This is a genomic window from Bacillus sp. ATD (assembly GCF_050585765.1).
GTDB classification, from domain to species: Bacteria; Bacillota; Bacilli; order Bacillales; family Bacillaceae; genus Bacillus; species Bacillus stercoris.
On the sequence record NZ_JBOBQH010000001.1, the window covers coordinates 377,266 to 393,243 of the forward strand.

Genomic DNA, 15,978 nt, shown 5'->3' on the forward strand with positions numbered 1-15,978 from the left:
ATTCAGAAAATGACATCTACCTTTATGGGGCTTGAAACTGCAAGGCGGGCGTTAAGCGCTCAGCAGGCAGCTTTAAGCACTACTGCAAATAACGTGGCAAATGCCAATACTGATGGTTATACAAGGCAGCGGGTCTCATTGGAGGCAACGGACTATTTCCCTGCTGTATCTAAAAACGCAGAAAAAACAGCGGGACAAATGGGTACGGGCGTTCAAGGAAAATCAGTTGAGAGAATAAGAGATATCTTTCTTGACTACCAATACCGTCTTCAAAACAACAGTGCCGGATACTATGACACGAAGGCCAAAGCGCTGTCCCAAATGGAAGGCGTTTTAAATGAAACGGATGACAGCGGCTTGAACAGTGTGCTCAATTCGTTTTGGAATTCCCTGCAGGAATTATCGAATAATACAAATGAAGAAAGTGCACGTTCTGTTGTTGCTCGAAAAGGACAAGCTGTAGCTGAAACGTTTAATTATATTTCTGAATCACTTACAAATGTCCAATCGAATTTAAAAGCAGAGCTAGATACAACTGTGTTGGATGTCAATTCTCTGCTTTCTCAGTTAAACAGTTTAAATAAGCAAATTGCACAAGTAGAGCCGGTCGGGCTTCTTCCGAATGGCTTATATGACCAGCGAGATTTGCTGATCGATAAATTATCCTCAATGGTTGATATCAAAGTTAGCTACAACAAATCAGGCGGGAATGCACTTGCATCTGCTGAAGGAACTGTATCAATTGAAATCCTTGATAAAAATAAACAGTCGCTAGGAACTGTTTTGGACGGTAAAAATTACGAGGTTTCAGAACTTGCAGCCAACTATGATAATGAAACTGGGTTAGTATCAAGTATTTCAATCGGGGATACAGCTGTGCAGGCGGAGTCCTTTAGCAGCAAGGGATCCCTTTTAGGATTTATAGAGTCTTATGGGTATATAACAGCAGATGGCCAAGAAAAGGGCGTATACCCGGAAATGCTTTCTGATCTTGACAATATGGCACTTGAATTCGCGAAAGCTTTCAATGAAGTGCACAGAAATGGTGTGACCAAGAGCGGTGAACAAGGCGGAGACTTTTTTGATTTTACTGGCGGTGAAACTGAACCTGCCAAGGGCGCGGCGGGCAAGATCAAAGTGGCTGACAGCATAATAGATTCAAAAGGCGCAAACATTGCTTTCTCACTGACTGGTGCAGCCAACGATAACGCAAATGCTACAAAATTAGCAAATGTTTTAACCGGTAAAATAACCATTAACGGTAAAGAAACTAGTGTTTTAGATTATTATGCGGGTCTGATTGGCGAGCTAGGGATCGAAGCTCAAGAGGCTAATCGACTGGCGTCTAATACAGAAACACAGCTGAATGATGCTGACATAAACCGTCAGCAAATGAGCGCAGTTTCTTTAGACGAAGAAATGACGAATATGATTCAATTCCAACACGCATACAATGCAGCTGCAAGAATGGTGACTTTACAAGACGAATTACTTGATAAAGTGATCAACGGCATGGGTGTTGGAGGAAGGTAGGTAGAGTCACATGAGAGTAACACAAGGCATGATACAGCAAAACTCACTGAGATATATCGGTTCGAGCTACTCGAAGCTGGATAAACTCCAGTCGCAGATTTCTTCAGGGAAAAAAATCTCAAAAGCTTCCGACGATCCTGTAGTAGCAATGAAAAGCTTAAAGTATAATACGCAACTGTCTCAAGTGCAGCAGTACAAAAGCAATGCTTCTCAAGCCTTTACCTGGCTCGAAAACACAGAAACAAACATTACAGAAGGAATTGACATCCTGTCAAAGGTCAGAGAATTAGCGGTTGAAGCTCAAAATGATACAAACGGCGAGTCGGAGCGGCAAGCGATTGGCGTAGAGGTAAAGCAGTTAAAGGAACAGCTTTTAAATATTGCGAATACACAAGTGAACGGCAGATATATCTTTAATGGCACAAATTCAGATAAGCCTCCGGTTACAGATAACGGAGACGGAACTTATACAATTTCTGATACAGCTGATGTCGTAGTCAATATATCAAATAATATGTCATTGAAAGTGAATTCAGATCCAAAGTCAGCTTTTGGAGGCACTTCTGAAAGCGGGCAGAATGTATTTGAAATGCTTGATTCTTTTGAGAAAGCACTAAATTCTGGTTCGCTAGATGGCATGGACAGTGTTTTAGATGATATTGATCATTTTTCTGACGGCATGAGTGCTGAACGATCTGATCTTGGAGCGAGATATAATCGTCTTGAACTGGTTAATACAAGACTGTCAGCGCAAGAAGAAACAGCTACCAAAGTGTTATCAGACAATGAAGATGTAGAACTGGAAGAAGTAATAACTGAATTTATTGCGCAGCAAAGTGTGCACAGGGCTACTCTGGCCGTTAATGCGCAAATTGTTCAGCCTACATTGATTGACTTTTTAAAGTAAGCGGCTCTTAGGAGTTCGCTTTTTTTATAGTTCAGGAGGTAGAGTGATGCAGATTCCCAGATTGATTATGCATAGTGTTCAAGGAAAAATTGGTTTAACAACGACGCCTGCCAGCTTAAAAATGGAGCAGCCTCAAGCTGATCTAGAGATCGAACAGCCGAGTGCGGAAATGGAAATATCGGTGACACCTGGAAAACTCACGATTGACCAGACACAAGCATGGGAAGAATTAGACAGAAAGCATGTTTTCAAGAGAATTGAAGAAGCCGCCCAACAAGGGCATGAGGATGTAATGGAGGGAATAGCGCGCACTGCAGAAGAAGGCGACGAGCTTATGAGAATTGAAACTAAAGGGAACCCAATCGCTTCACAAGCAAGGAGGAACTCTGAAATGCACCAAATTCAATTAGGTGAAAATTATGCTCCTTCTCTATCTAGGGTGAAAATACAATATACTCCGTCACAGCTTGACGTTCAGATTACGCCGCGAAAGCCTGTTATTCAGGCTGAGCCGCATAAGCCAATTGTTGAATATACGCCAGGAAATGTTAAGGTTGACATGCTCCAATACCCTGATTTAAATATAGATGTAGAATACCCGAAAGAATCACCCGAAAAGTAAAAAGAAAAGGATCGTGAACAATGATCATTCATACGAAGTACCATGGCCAAATGAACATAAAAGAAGAACAAATCATTCTTTTTGAAAGCGGGATTCCAGGCTTTTTAGAAGAAAAACAATTTGTCATACTTCCGCTTTCAGAAGACTCTCCATTCGTGGCACTGCAGTCCGTCACTTCAGAAAATCTTGCGTTCATCGTTGTAAGTCCGTTTATCTTTTTTAAGAATTATGAATTTGACCTTGATGAATCAACTGCTGAACTTTTGGATATCGATAATATTCAAGACGTAGAAGTCATGACAATATTGACCATGGCAGAGCCATTCGAAAAATCTACTGCTAATTTATTGGCTCCCATTATTGTGAATCGCAAGAACATGATGGCTAAGCAAGTCGTTTTACACGACTCCTCATATACGACAAAGCATCCGATTGGAGGAGAATCATGCTAGTTTTATCGCGGAAAATAAGCGAAGCGATTCAAATAGGTGCTGATATTGAAGTAAAAGTGATTGCGGTTGAGGGGGATCAAGTGAAGCTTGGAATTGACGCCCCAAAGCATATTGATATTCACAGGAAAGAAATTTACTTGACCATTCAGGAAGAAAATAACCGTGCAGCAGCGTTATCCAGCGATGTGATCTCGGCATTATCCTCACAAAAAAAGTGAGGATTTTTTTATTTTTGTATTAACAAAATCAGAGACAATCCGATATTAATGATGTAGCCGGGAGGAGGCGCAAAAGACTCCGCCAGTTACAAAATAAGGGCACAAGGACGTGCCTTAACAACATATTCAAGGAGGAACAAAACAATGAGAATTAACCACAATATCGCAGCACTTAACACACTAAACCGTTTGTCTTCAAACAACAGTGCGAGCCAAAAGAACATGGAGAAACTTTCTTCAGGTCTTCGTATCAACCGTGCGGGAGATGACGCAGCTGGTCTTGCGATCTCTGAAAAAATGAGAGGACAAATCAGAGGTCTTGAAATGGCTTCTAAAAACTCTCAAGACGGAATCTCTCTTATCCAAACAGCTGAGGGTGCATTAACTGAAACTCATGCGATCCTTCAACGTGTTCGTGAGCTAGTTGTTCAAGCTGGAAACACTGGAACTCAGGACAAAGCAACTGATTTGCAATCTATTCAAGATGAAATTTCAGCTTTAACAGATGAAATCGATGGTATTTCAAATCGTACAGAATTCAATGGTAAGAAATTGCTCGATGGCACTTACAAAGTTGACACAGCTACTCCTGCAAATCAAAAGAACTTGGTATTCCAAATCGGAGCAAATGCTACACAGCAAATCTCTGTAAATATTGAGGATATGGGTGCTGACGCTCTTGGAATTAAAGAAGCTGATGGTTCAATTGCAGCTCTTCATTCAGTTAATGATCTTGACGTAACAAAATTCGCAGATAATGCAGCAGATACAGCTGATATCGGTTTCGATGCTCAATTGAAAGTTGTTGATGAAGCTATCAACCAAGTTTCTTCTCAACGCGCTAAGCTTGGTGCGGTACAAAATCGTCTAGAGCACACAATTAACAACTTAAGCGCTTCTGGTGAAAACTTGACAGCTGCTGAGTCTCGTATCCGTGACGTTGACATGGCTAAAGAGATGAGCGAATTCACAAAGAACAACATTCTTTCTCAGGCTTCTCAAGCTATGCTTGCTCAAGCAAACCAACAGCCGCAAAACGTACTTCAATTATTACGTTAATTGTAAAAAAGACCTTGGCAACGCCAAGGTCTTTTATTTAATATTTCTAGCTCCGAATACTTCCCCCTTGCTGTCTCTAACTCGTGGTATAATAATCGGATTCTCCGCAAATTTATTAAGTATATTTCCGAACAAGAAATCTAAAACAGATCAGTTTTTTTCCAAAAATATGTGTAATCTTATCTCGACTTAGTCGATATAAACGATAGATTGGGGCATAGGGGATGATCAATTGAACATTGAAAGGCTCACTACGTTACAACCTGTTTGGGATCGTTATGATACTCAAATACATAATCAGAAAGATAATGATAACGAGGTTCCTGTTCATCAAGTTTCATATACCAATCTTGCTGAAATGGTGGGGGAAATGAACAAGCTTTTGGAACCTTCGCAAGTTCATCTGAAGTTCGAGCTTCATGACAAGTTAAATGAATACTATGTAAAGGTAATAGAAGACTCTACAAATGAAGTGATCCGCGAAATTCCACCAAAACGGTGGCTTGATTTTTATGCGGCTATGACTGAATTTCTTGGGTTATTTGTAGATGAAAAAAAGTAGAATAGGAGTGGTTTGAAATGGTCACGAGAATAACAGGTCTGGCGTCAGGAATGGATATAGATGATATCGTATCAAAGCTGATGCAGACAGAAAGAGCGCCGCTTGATAAGCTAACACAAAAAAAGCAGACTCTTGAATGGCAGCGTGACAGCTATCGTGAAGTAAACTCAAAAATAAAAGAATTGCAAGATTATATGTCTAAAAATACGTTGACATATCCGAGCACGTATCAGAGCAAAACTGTGACAAGCTCTAATGAGTCTGTGTTAACTGCTACAGGAAGCGTAAGTGCGCCGAATTCTTCGTCTACTGTTGAAGTGGCGAGCTTGGCAACCGCAGCAACGTATAAGGCAAACAATTATACGGGATACACACAAGGCGATCACAATTTGGCATTTAACGTTGTTGTGCCTGGCGAAACAACGGCAAAAACAGTGAACATTAGTGTGACGAGTGCCGATACGATTGATAATGTGATTTCTAAACTTAACAGCTCAGATCTAGGAGTATCAGCATTTAAAGATAAAATTTGGAATGGTACAGAGTACGTAGAAACGATTGCGTTTTCTTCTAAAGCAACGGGTGCAGGAGGCAGTATACAGGCGGCAGACTCTGCTACAGCGGACTTTATGTCCGGTCAGCTTGGTTTTTCTTTGGATGCTGATAATAAGCTCACTGCTTACAAAGAAGGCACAAATGCCAAAGTCACAATCAACGGCTTTGAAATGGAGAAGCTGACAAACAATTTCACGGTGAATGGTGTTACCTACTCGATTAAAAATACAACTGCAGCCACAGGCCCTGTTACCACATCTGTTTCTACTGATGTTGACGGAATTTATAACCAAATCAAAGAGTTTGTAGATAAATACAATGAACTGGTTGACAGCCTGAATGAAAAGCTGAAAGAAGAAAAATACCGAGACTATACGCCGCTCACGAGTGAACAAAAAGAAGCCATGTCCGATAAAGAGGTAGAGCTATGGGAGGAGAAGGCGAAAAGCGGTTTGCTTAGAAATGATTCCAGCATCAGCACCGGCACGAACCAAATGCGGACTGACTTTTATACTCAAGTTAATGCTGATGGGAAAACCTATCAATTAACTGAATTTGGCATCACAACTTCAAGTGCTTACCAACTGCGAGGGCACTTAGAGATTAACGAAGAGAAATTGAAAGCAAAAATAGCAGAAGATCCTCAAGGAGTTGCTAATCTTTTTACAAGTGGAACAAATGATAGTAACTATAGCGATAAAGGTATTATGAAGCGGATTACTAATACACTTAGAAGTACGGTGAAAAGCATTGAAGCAAAAGCTGGGAACTCGACAATGGGAGCTAGTAGCTATTCCATTGGAAAAAATTTAAACTCGATAAGTACTGAAATAACTGATATGCAGGACAGATTGAATACCATAGAAAACCGCTATTATTCAAAATTCAGTGCAATGGATTCTGCGATTCAAAAAATGAACGAACAAGCGTCCTATTTATCACAGCTTCTTGCACAATAAATGTAATTTGGAGGATGACACATGGCGATCCAAAATCCTTATACAGCCTATCAGCAAAATTCAGTGAATACGGCTACACCCGGTGAGCTGACGCTTATGCTGTATAATGGCTGTTTGAAATTTATAAGACTTGCCTCTCAGGCCATTGAGAATGATGATATGGAACGTAAAAATGAAAATCTGATTAAAGCGCAAAATATTATTCAGGAATTAAATTTTACACTTAACCGTAATATAGAGCTTTCCGCTTCTATGGGTGCGATGTACGATTATATGTATCGCAGATTGGTACAGGCAAATATCAAAAATGATACGGGCATGCTGGCTGAGGTTGAAGGTTATGTAACAGATTTTCGCGATGCTTGGAAACAAGCCATTCAAAGTGAACGGAAGGACCGGCACGGATCAGGCGGGATCGCATGAATAACATAGATCAACTATACACTGAGACGAAGAGTATGCTGTCACACATACAAAATACGCCGGAAAGCGATGAACTTTTAAAGCAAATTGAAGACTTTGTGGCTACACGGTCTGAACTGATTCAGGAGATATCTCTGCCGCTTTCAGAAGAAGAGCGAAAGCAGATGAAACTTATCTTGACATGGGATCAGCTGATTGTGAAGGAAATGGAAAGACTGAAGCAGTCAATCGCAACAGAACTTCAGCAGATGAAAAGAAAACGTGTGATGCATACGACGTATTTAAATCCATATAACAACATTACGATTGACGGCACATATTATGACAAGCGTAAATAGGTGAGTGCCTTGAAGAGCATTGAAGATTATACGCTTTTATCAGCTTATTATCATCTTCTTTTTACCATTGAAGAAGGGTTATGTTATTTGATAGAGGCTGAAGAGAATTTATCAAAAACAGAAGGGGATCGGATCTATCAAGATCTGATCCAAGCCTTTTTTTATTTGGATTCAACACATTCAACGCTTCTCTTCATTATGGATACGCGATGTGCTGAAATTTGTGTGAAAGCATTTGACCAAATTTTTGCAGAGTTTGATCAATTGGTCTCTTTCTCTTTTCCCTCTCATGAGTTCTGCGAGTATTTAAAAGAACATTTTCTGATTCACTATAGAAAATGGATGCTGTCTATTCATCAATGTATGGAACCCTTTTTAATCAATTAGGCGTGTGTGAGGTATTTGTTTTGTTCAATCAGCATATACATATACCTCCGAACCGCCATTAGCAGCAAATACAAACAATATTCGACAAAGTTCACTGAATTTTCACAAAAGATTTATGTTTCAGCAGGAATTGTAAAGGGTAAAAGAGAAATAGATACATATCCTTAATAAAAGGGAGGCGTTCTTTGATGAACTATCACATCAGAGGAGAAAATATTGAAGTGACACCTGCGTTAAAGGATCATGTCGAAAAGAAAATCGGCAAGCTGGAGCGTTATTTTGACCATAGCGTGAATGCCGATGTGAACGTCAACTTGAAGTTTTACAATGACAAGGAGTCTAAGGTTGAGGTTACGATTCCGATGACAGATCTGGCGCTTCGATCCGAGGTGCATAACGAGGATATGTACAACGCAATTGATCTCGCAACAAACAAACTGGAACGTCAAATCCGTAAGCATAAAACGAAAGTAAACCGTAAATTCCGTGAGCAGGGCTCTCCGAAATATTTATTGGCCAGCGGCCTTGGCTCTGATACAGATATTGCGGTTCAAGATGATATAGAAGAGGAGGAGAGCTTGGACATCGTCCGTCAGAAACGCTTTAATTTAAAGCCGATGGATAGTGAAGAAGCGATCTTGCAAATGAATATGCTCGGCCATAATTTCTTTGTTTTCACAAATGCGGAAACAAACCTTACAAATGTCGTGTACCGCAGAAATGACGGGAAATATGGCTTAATTGAACCGACTGAATAATGAAGAGAAGCCTTCCGTGATGTCCGCGGAAGGTTTTTGTTTTTCTTATTTGCAAATTCTTTGGAAATAACAAAAGGTATGATATGATAATGAGAGGTATACATGGACTAGTAAATTATTTATACATGCCTCTAAAATAGGCATGTGATGATAGAGGAGCGTTATAAATGCTTGGAATTTTAAATAAAATGTTTGATCCAACAAAACGTACGCTGAATAGATACGAAAAAATTGCTAACGATATTGATGCGATTCGCGGAGACTATGAAAATCTCTCTGACGACGCGTTGAAACATAAAACGATTGAATTTAAAGAGCGCCTTGAAAAAGGGGCGACAACGGATGATCTTCTTGTTGAAGCATTCGCTGTTGTTCGGGAAGCTTCGCGCCGCGTAACAGGCATGTTCCCGTTCAAAGTCCAGCTCATGGGGGGCGTTGCGCTTCATGACGGAAATATCGCGGAAATGAAAACAGGGGAAGGGAAAACGTTAACGTCAACTCTGCCTGTTTATTTAAATGCGCTAACAGGTAAAGGTGTACACATCGTGACTGTCAACGAATACCTGGCAAGCCGTGATGCTGAGCAGATGGGTAAAATTTTCGAGTTTCTCGGTTTGACTGTCGGTTTGAATTTAAACTCAATGTCAAAAGACGAAAAACGGGAAGCTTATGCCGCTGACATCACTTATTCCACAAACAACGAGCTTGGCTTCGACTATTTGCGTGACAATATGGTTCTTTATAAAGAGCAGATGGTTCAGCGCCCGCTTCATTTTGCGGTAATAGATGAAGTGGACTCTATTTTAATTGATGAAGCGAGAACACCGCTTATCATTTCTGGACAAGCTGCAAAATCCACGAAGCTGTATGTACAGGCAAATGCTTTTGTCCGTACGTTAAAAGCGGAGAAGGATTACACGTACGATATCAAAACAAAAGCTGTACAGCTTACTGAAGAAGGAATGACGAAGGCGGAAAAAGCGTTCGGCATCGATAACCTCTTTGATGTAAAGCATGTCGCGCTCAACCACCATATCAACCAGGCCTTAAAAGCTCACGTTGCGATGCAAAAGGACGTTGACTATGTAGTGGAAGACGGACAGGTTGTTATTGTTGATTCCTTTACGGGACGTCTGATGAAAGGCCGCCGCTACAGTGAGGGGCTTCACCAGGCAATTGAAGCGAAGGAAGGGCTTGAAATCCAAAACGAAAGCATGACCTTGGCGACAATAACGTTCCAAAACTACTTCCGTATGTACGAAAAACTTGCCGGTATGACCGGTACGGCAAAGACAGAGGAAGAAGAATTCCGCAATATCTACAACATGCAGGTTGTCACGATCCCTACCAACAGGCCTGTTGTCCGTGATGACCGCCCGGATTTAATTTACCGCACGATGGAAGGAAAGTTTAAGGCGGTTGCGGAGGATGTCGCACAGCGTTACATGACGGGACAGCCAGTTCTTGTCGGTACGGTTGCCGTTGAAACATCTGAGTTGATTTCTAAGCTGCTTAAGAACAAAGGAATCCCGCATCAAGTGTTAAATGCCAAAAACCATGAACGTGAAGCGCAGATCATTGAAGAGGCCGGCCAAAAAGGCGCAGTTACGATCGCGACTAACATGGCGGGGCGCGGAACGGACATTAAGCTTGGCGAAGGTGTAAAAGAGCTTGGCGGACTCGCTGTTGTCGGAACAGAACGACATGAATCACGCCGGATTGACAATCAGCTTCGAGGACGTTCCGGACGTCAGGGAGACCCGGGGATCACTCAATTTTATCTTTCTATGGAAGACGAATTGATGCGCAGATTCGGAGCTGAGCGGACAATGGCAATGCTCGACCGCTTCGGAATGGACGACTCTACCCCAATTCAAAGCAAAATGGTATCTCGCGCGGTTGAATCGTCTCAAAAACGAGTTGAAGGCAATAACTTCGATTCGCGTAAGCAGCTTCTGCAATATGATGATGTTCTGCGCCAGCAGCGTGAGGTCATTTATAAGCAGCGCTTTGAAGTCATTGACTCTGAAAACCTGCGTGAAATCGTTGAAAATATGATTAAGTCTTCTCTCGAACGCGCAATTGCAGCCTACACGCCAAGAGAAGAGCTTCCTGAGGAGTGGAAGCTTGACGGTCTAGTTGAGCTCATCAACACGACTTATCTTGATGAAGGCGCACTTGAGAAGAGCGACATCTTCGGCAAAGAGCCGGATGAAATGCTTGAACTCATTATGGATCGCATCATCACGAAATATAATGCGAAGGAAGAGCAATTCGGCACAGAGCAAATGCGTGAATTCGAAAAAGTTATCGTTCTTCGTGCCGTTGATTCTAAATGGATGGATCATATCGATGCGATGGATCAGCTTCGCCAAGGGATTCACCTTCGTGCTTATGCGCAGACGAATCCGCTGCGTGAGTATCAAATGGAAGGCTTTGCGATGTTTGAGCATATGATTGAATCAATTGAGGATGAAGTCGCAAAATTTGTGATGAAAGCTGAGATTGAAAACAATCTGGAGCGTGAAGAGGTTGTACAAGGCCAAACCACGGCCCATCAGCCGCAAGAAGGCGACGATAACAAAAAAGCAAAGAAAGCACCGGTTCGAAAAGTGGTTGATATCGGCCGAAATGCCCCATGCCACTGCGGAAGCGGGAAAAAATACAAAAATTGCTGCGGCCGTACTGAATAGTTCGCTCCGGCACGTTTATTGACCGCGGCGCCTGCAGGCGCCTGCGGATCTTTTAATGAGGTGAATGAAATGGAATTATCAGAAATCAGAGCAGAGCTCGAAAATATGGCTTCTCGTTTAGCGGACTTTAGGGGGTCTCTTTGACCTCGAATCAAAGGAGGCCCGCATTGCTGAGCTAGATGAACAAATGGCTGACCCGGAATTCTGGAATGATCAGCAAAAAGCTCAAACGGTTATAAATGAAGCAAATGGTTTAAAGGATTATGTCAATTCGTATAAAAAATTGAATGAATCCCACGAAGAATTACAAATGACTCATGATCTTTTGAAAGAAGAGCCGGACTCAGATCTCCAGCTTGAGCTTGAAAAAGAACTAAAATCATTAACAAAAGAGTTCAATGAGTTTGAGCTTCAGCTTCTTCTCAGCGAGCCGTATGATAAAAATAATGCGATTTTAGAATTGCACCCAGGTGCTGGCGGTACAGAGTCACAGGACTGGGGCTCTATGCTTCTTAGAATGTATACAAGATGGGGAGAGCGCCGCGGCTTTAAAGTGGAAACGCTCGATTACCTTCCAGGTGACGAGGCGGGAATTAAGTCAGTGACATTGCTAATCAAAGGACACAACGCTTACGGATATCTCAAAGCGGAAAAAGGTGTCCATCGTCTCGTGCGGATTTCACCGTTTGATTCATCAGGCCGCCGCCACACGTCTTTCGTGTCCTGTGAAGTCATGCCTGAATTTAACGATGAGATCGATATTGATATCCGTACGGAGGATATTAAAGTTGATACGTACCGTGCTAGCGGAGCGGGCGGACAGCACGTCAATACGACAGATTCAGCCGTTCGGATTACTCACTTGCCAACGAATGTGGTTGTGACATGCCAAACGGAGCGCTCACAGATTAAAAACCGTGAAAGAGCCATGAAAATGCTGAAGGCCAAGCTGTATCAGCGCAGAATTGAAGAGCAGCAGGCAGAGCTGGATGAAATTCGCGGTGAACAAAAAGAAATCGGCTGGGGAAGCCAAATTCGTTCTTATGTATTCCACCCGTATTCCATGGTAAAAGACCATCGGACTAATACAGAAATGGGGAACGTTCAAGCTGTAATGGATGGTGACATTGATACATTTATTGATGCCTACCTGCGTTCTAAGCTTTCCTAAGCTGAAAAACACACCTGATGCATACGGGTGTGTTTTTTTATTCCTCATATCCTTGATTTCACTGCTGCTTTAGCATATTACCACTGTATTTGGGTGTTATTTACATCTAATCAGGGAAGGATTAAAATGCTATCGGAGAGCATTGGAAGAAACGGAGGATATTTTGATGGACGTACGGAATAAAACATTATGGATTTTGCGGGATTATGTATACATACTGATAGGAGCAGCGATTACAGCCGTGTCCTTTAATGTATTTTTGCTTCCGAACAAGATTGCCGCCGGCGGTGTCAGCGGGATCAGTACGATTTTACAATCATACGGTTTTGAAGCAGCGTATGTACAGTGGATTATTAATATTCCTTTATTTATTGCGGGTGTCATTTTGCTCGGCGGGAAATTTGGGCTAAAGACGCTTGCAGGTTCTGTTTTTTTGCCGCTAGTAGTGTTTTTGACAAGGGATATTCAGCCAGCCACTCACCATGAACTCTTAGCGGCAATTTTTGGCGGTGTCGGGATAGGTGTCGGAATTGGCATTGTGTACTTAGGGAAAGGTTCGACAGGAGGAACAGCCTTGGCTGCACAGATCATTCATAAGTACTCCGGCCTGTCATTGGGGAAGTGTCTTGCTATCATTGACGGAATGATCGTTATTACCGCTATGATCGTATTTAATATTGAGCAAGGCTTATATGCCATGCTTGGCGTCTATGTGTCCAGCAAAACCATTGATGTTGTGCAAGTCGGCTTTAATCGTTCCAAAATGGCGCTCATTATTACAAAGCAGGAGCAGGCGGTCAAGGAGGCTGTCTTACAGAAGATTGACAGAGGCGTGACGAAAATTTCAGCAGTTGGCGGATATACCGACGATGACCGTCCGATTTTAATGTGCGTGGTGGGGCAAACTGAATTCACCAAATTGAAACAAATCGTCAAACAGATTGATGAGTCTGCTTTTGTGATTGTAGCAGACGCGAGCGAGGTGCTGGGCGAGGGTTTCAAACGCGCTTAAACGAGGTTATAATATGGAAGAGATCGTAAAGGAGTTGTGCTTCTCAACATGAAATCAAAGTTATCGATACTAATGCTTGGATTTGCGCTTTCTGTTCTGTTGGCTGCCTGCGGTTCAAACGATGCAAAAGAAGAGAAGACAGACACCGGCAGCAAGACGGAAGCCACTGCATCTGAAGGGGAAGAATTATATCAGCAAAGCTGCGTTGGCTGCCACGGCAAGGATTTAGAAGGTGTGTCAGGACCTAATCTCCAAGAGGTCGGAGGCAAATATGACGAACACAAAATTGAAAGCATTATTAAAAACGGCCGCGGCAATATGCCAAAGGGGCTTGTAAATGATAACGAAGCCGCTGTTATTGCCAAATGGCTGTCAGAAAAAAAGTAAGATGAGAAAATCCTTGCCGAGTGCTGGCAAGGATTTTTTTATACCATAACAATATGAATGAAAAGAAACTGTAATAGTATTATGTCTAAAATTGACGTATAATGAAGTGTATTGAAAAAGGAAACTTTCAGATTTTTCATCTTTTTACAAATGAATGGGTCATAAATTGTCGAATGCATTCGAAGAGTATGACCGTGTGATAGATAAAATGATATAAAAGATTAGGTGATTTCATGATAGAAATGAAGGAAGTATATAAAGCCTATCCGAACGGCGTAAAAGCGCTCAATGGGGTTTCTGTTGCCATTCATCCCGGCGAGTTTGTGTATGTTGTCGGTCCGAGCGGAGCGGGTAAATCTACTTTTATTAAAATGATTTACAGAGAAGAAAAACCGACAAAAGGACAAATTTTAATCAATCATAAAGATCTCGCAGCAATTAAAGAAAAAGAGATTCCTTTCGTGCGCCGTAAAATCGGCGTTGTCTTTCAGGATTTCAAGCTTTTGCCGAAACTTACTGTTTTTGAAAATGTGGCATTTGCCCTTGAAGTAATTGGAGAACAGCCGTCTGTCATTAAGAAACGGGTGCTTGAAGTGCTTGATCTCGTGCAGCTGAAGCATAAAGCGAGACAATTTCCTGACCAGCTTTCAGGCGGGGAGCAGCAGCGTGTATCTATTGCCAGATCAATTGTGAACAACCCTGATGTTGTGATTGCTGATGAACCGACAGGAAACCTTGATCCGGATACGTCTTGGGAAGTCATGAAGACGCTGGAGGAAATTAATAACCGCGGGACAACAGTCGTGATGGCGACACATAATAAAGAAATCGTAAACACCATGAAGAAACGTGTCATTGCAATCGAAGATGGTATCATTGTGCGTGATGAGTCAAGAGGGGAGTATGGTTCATATGATTAAAATTCTCGGGCGCCACTTGCGTGAGAGTTTTAAATCTCTCGGGAGAAACACATGGATGACATTCGCATCCATTAGTGCTGTAACCGTTACGCTGATTTTGGTCGGCGTGTTTTTAGTGATTATGCTGAATTTGAATAACATGGCTACGAATGCTGAGAAACAAGTCGAAATCAAAGTGTTGGTTGATCTGACTGCAGATCAGAAGGCGCAGGACAAGCTTCAGAACGATATTAAGGAACTGAAGGGCATTCAGAGTGTCACGTTTTCATCTAAAGAAAAAGAGCTTGACCAGCTGGTTGACAGCTTTGGCGACAGCGGAAAATCCCTGACGATGAAGGATCAGGAAAACCCGCTTAATGATGCGTTTGTCGTCAAAACGACAGATCCGCATGATACGCCGAACGTGGCGAAAAAGATCGAGAAAATGGATCATGTTTATAAAGTCACTTACGGAAAAGAAGAGGTCAGCCGTTTGTTTAAAGTAGTCGGCGTTTCCCGCAACATCGGAATCGCGTTAATTATCGGCCTGGTATTTACGGCGATGTTCTTAATTTCCAACACCATTAAAATTACAATTTTCGCAAGAAGAAAAGAAATTGAAATCATGAAGCTTGTCGGCGCGACAAACTGGTTTATCCGCTGGCCGTTTTTCCTTGAAGGGTTGCTGCTAGGCGTATTCGGTTCTGTGATCCCGATTGCATTGGTGCTGAGCACGTACCAATACGTGATCGGATGGGTCGTTCCAAAGGTTCAAGGATCATTTGTCTCTCTTCTTCCTTATAATCCATTTGTATTCCAAGTTTCGTTAGTGCTGATTGCAATCGGTGCAGTAATTGGAGTATGGGGAAGTCTGACTTCCATCCGCAAGTTTCTGCGAGTATAAAGTGAAAAAGCCGTCCCGCTTTCGGGGCGGCTTTTTCATTTGCCTTCTTTTTCTTCTATGATTACATGAAATCTCCATCCTTTACATATACTATCTCTAGGTTTTGATAAAGACAGTCTGGCATACAGGAGGAGTAAAG

18 protein-coding genes are annotated in these 15,978 nt (G+C 42.0%); all 18 read left to right on the top strand.

The window, feature by feature from the left end; translation table 11 throughout:
- Positions 1–9: 9 nt before the first annotated feature.
- The gene (gene flgK, locus ACQXR1_RS01905; protein WP_101501516.1) at positions 10–1,533 is read left to right on the top strand and encodes a flagellar hook-associated protein FlgK; all 1,524 of its coding nucleotides are present in this window, start codon (positions 10–12) and stop codon (positions 1,531–1,533) included.
- Positions 1,534–1,543: 10 nt separating this feature from the next.
- Positions 1,544–2,440 carry a flagellar hook-associated protein FlgL gene (flgL, locus tag ACQXR1_RS01910; RefSeq protein ID WP_015714797.1) on the top strand — a complete coding sequence of 299 codons (897 nt, stop codon included), beginning with the start codon at positions 1,544–1,546 and terminating at the stop codon, positions 2,438–2,440.
- Between the two features lie 46 nt (positions 2,441–2,486).
- Entirely contained in the window at positions 2,487–3,062 is a 576-nt protein-coding gene (locus tag ACQXR1_RS01915; protein ID WP_041850476.1) for a DUF6470 family protein, read from the top strand.
- A 20-nt stretch (positions 3,063–3,082) separates the two neighbouring features.
- Positions 3,083–3,514, top strand: a complete 432-nt coding sequence (gene fliW / locus ACQXR1_RS01920) for a flagellar assembly protein FliW (protein WP_003228007.1) — start codon at positions 3,083–3,085, stop codon at positions 3,512–3,514.
- Positions 3,508–3,732, top strand: coding sequence for a carbon storage regulator CsrA (gene csrA / locus ACQXR1_RS01925; RefSeq protein ID WP_033884178.1), 225 nt, complete (start codon positions 3,508–3,510; stop codon positions 3,730–3,732). The genes fliW and csrA overlap by 7 nt, the downstream gene beginning before the upstream one ends.
- Positions 3,733–3,876: 144 nt before the next feature.
- On the top strand, positions 3,877–4,791 hold the full coding sequence (hag, locus tag ACQXR1_RS01930) for a flagellin Hag (RefSeq protein ID WP_003228021.1): 915 nt from the start codon (positions 3,877–3,879) through the stop codon (positions 4,789–4,791).
- A gap of 232 nt (positions 4,792–5,023) precedes the next feature.
- On the top strand, positions 5,024–5,353 hold the full coding sequence (gene flaG / locus ACQXR1_RS01935; protein WP_009968250.1) for a flagellar protein FlaG: 330 nt from the start codon (positions 5,024–5,026) through the stop codon (positions 5,351–5,353).
- Between the two features lie 17 nt (positions 5,354–5,370).
- Positions 5,371–6,867 (top strand): flagellar hook-associated protein 2, encoded by a 1,497-nt coding sequence (locus ACQXR1_RS01940; RefSeq protein WP_430771641.1) that lies wholly within the window; start codon positions 5,371–5,373, stop codon positions 6,865–6,867.
- 21 nt (positions 6,868–6,888) lie between these two features.
- The gene (gene fliS, locus ACQXR1_RS01945) at positions 6,889–7,290 is read left to right on the top strand and encodes a flagellar export chaperone FliS (RefSeq protein WP_014481041.1); all 402 of its coding nucleotides are present in this window, start codon (positions 6,889–6,891) and stop codon (positions 7,288–7,290) included.
- A complete protein-coding gene (gene fliT, locus ACQXR1_RS01950; RefSeq protein WP_003242603.1) occupies positions 7,287–7,628 on the top strand; it encodes a flagella biosynthesis regulatory protein FliT in 342 nt (113 codons plus the stop codon). Before fliS ends, fliT begins: the two co-directional genes overlap by 4 nt.
- 9 nt (positions 7,629–7,637) lie before the next feature.
- Positions 7,638–8,015, top strand: coding sequence for a hypothetical protein (locus tag ACQXR1_RS01955; RefSeq protein WP_014665547.1), 378 nt, complete (start codon positions 7,638–7,640; stop codon positions 8,013–8,015).
- Positions 8,016–8,203: 188 nt separating this feature from the next.
- Positions 8,204–8,773, top strand: a complete 570-nt coding sequence (gene hpf, locus ACQXR1_RS01960; RefSeq protein ID WP_069150409.1) for a ribosome hibernation promotion factor — start codon at positions 8,204–8,206, stop codon at positions 8,771–8,773.
- A gap of 167 nt (positions 8,774–8,940) precedes the next feature.
- Positions 8,941–11,466 carry a preprotein translocase subunit SecA gene (gene secA, locus ACQXR1_RS01965; protein WP_014665544.1) on the top strand — a complete coding sequence of 842 codons (2,526 nt, stop codon included), beginning with the start codon at positions 8,941–8,943 and terminating at the stop codon, positions 11,464–11,466.
- Between the two features lie 69 nt (positions 11,467–11,535).
- Positions 11,536–12,637 (top strand): peptide chain release factor 2 gene (gene prfB, locus ACQXR1_RS01970; protein ID WP_101172229.1). Its coding sequence is split into 2 segments (ribosomal slippage): positions 11,536–11,607 and positions 11,609–12,637, totalling 1,101 coding nucleotides; the frame shifts between segments, so codons are not numbered across the junction.
- Positions 12,638–12,803: 166 nt separating this feature from the next.
- Complete coding sequence (locus tag ACQXR1_RS01975; RefSeq protein WP_040081675.1) at positions 12,804–13,649, top strand: YitT family protein; 846 nt, start codon at positions 12,804–12,806, stop codon at positions 13,647–13,649.
- Between the two features lie 48 nt (positions 13,650–13,697).
- Positions 13,698–14,036, top strand: coding sequence for a cytochrome c551 (cccB, locus tag ACQXR1_RS01980; RefSeq protein ID WP_014665540.1), 339 nt, complete (start codon positions 13,698–13,700; stop codon positions 14,034–14,036).
- Positions 14,037–14,269: 233 nt separating this feature from the next.
- Positions 14,270–14,956: a cell division ATP-binding protein FtsE gene (ftsE, locus tag ACQXR1_RS01985; RefSeq protein ID WP_014665539.1), complete on the top strand. Its 687-nt coding sequence runs from the start codon at positions 14,270–14,272 to the stop codon at positions 14,954–14,956.
- Entirely contained in the window at positions 14,949–15,839 is an 891-nt protein-coding gene (gene ftsX, locus ACQXR1_RS01990; protein WP_015251119.1) for a permease-like cell division protein FtsX, read from the top strand. Before ftsE ends, ftsX begins: the two co-directional genes overlap by 8 nt.
- The last annotated feature ends 139 nt before the right edge of the window (positions 15,840–15,978 follow it).

Excerpts from the sequence above, each read along its gene's own strand:
- flgK (WP_101501516.1), top strand. The coding sequence starts at position 10 with ATGACATCTACCTTTATGGGGCTTGAAACTGCAAGGCGGGCGTTAAGC.
- flgL (WP_015714797.1), top strand. The coding sequence starts at position 1,544 with ATGAGAGTAACACAAGGCATGATACAGCAAAACTCACTGAGATATATC.
- ACQXR1_RS01915 (WP_041850476.1), top strand. The coding sequence starts at position 2,487 with ATGCAGATTCCCAGATTGATTATGCATAGTGTTCAAGGAAAAATTGGT.
- fliW (WP_003228007.1), top strand. The coding sequence starts at position 3,083 with ATGATCATTCATACGAAGTACCATGGCCAAATGAACATAAAAGAAGAA.
- csrA (WP_033884178.1), top strand. The coding sequence starts at position 3,508 with ATGCTAGTTTTATCGCGGAAAATAAGCGAAGCGATTCAAATAGGTGCT.
- hag (WP_003228021.1), top strand. The coding sequence starts at position 3,877 with ATGAGAATTAACCACAATATCGCAGCACTTAACACACTAAACCGTTTG.
- ACQXR1_RS01940 (WP_430771641.1), top strand. The coding sequence starts at position 5,371 with ATGGTCACGAGAATAACAGGTCTGGCGTCAGGAATGGATATAGATGAT.
- fliS (WP_014481041.1), top strand. The coding sequence starts at position 6,889 with ATGGCGATCCAAAATCCTTATACAGCCTATCAGCAAAATTCAGTGAAT.
- fliT (WP_003242603.1), top strand. The coding sequence starts at position 7,287 with ATGAATAACATAGATCAACTATACACTGAGACGAAGAGTATGCTGTCA.
- hpf (WP_069150409.1), top strand. The coding sequence starts at position 8,204 with ATGAACTATCACATCAGAGGAGAAAATATTGAAGTGACACCTGCGTTA.
- secA (WP_014665544.1), top strand. The coding sequence starts at position 8,941 with ATGCTTGGAATTTTAAATAAAATGTTTGATCCAACAAAACGTACGCTG.
- ACQXR1_RS01975 (WP_040081675.1), top strand. The coding sequence starts at position 12,804 with ATGGACGTACGGAATAAAACATTATGGATTTTGCGGGATTATGTATAC.
- cccB (WP_014665540.1), top strand. The coding sequence starts at position 13,698 with ATGAAATCAAAGTTATCGATACTAATGCTTGGATTTGCGCTTTCTGTT.
- ftsE (WP_014665539.1), top strand. The coding sequence starts at position 14,270 with ATGATAGAAATGAAGGAAGTATATAAAGCCTATCCGAACGGCGTAAAA.
- ftsX (WP_015251119.1), top strand. The coding sequence starts at position 14,949 with ATGATTAAAATTCTCGGGCGCCACTTGCGTGAGAGTTTTAAATCTCTC.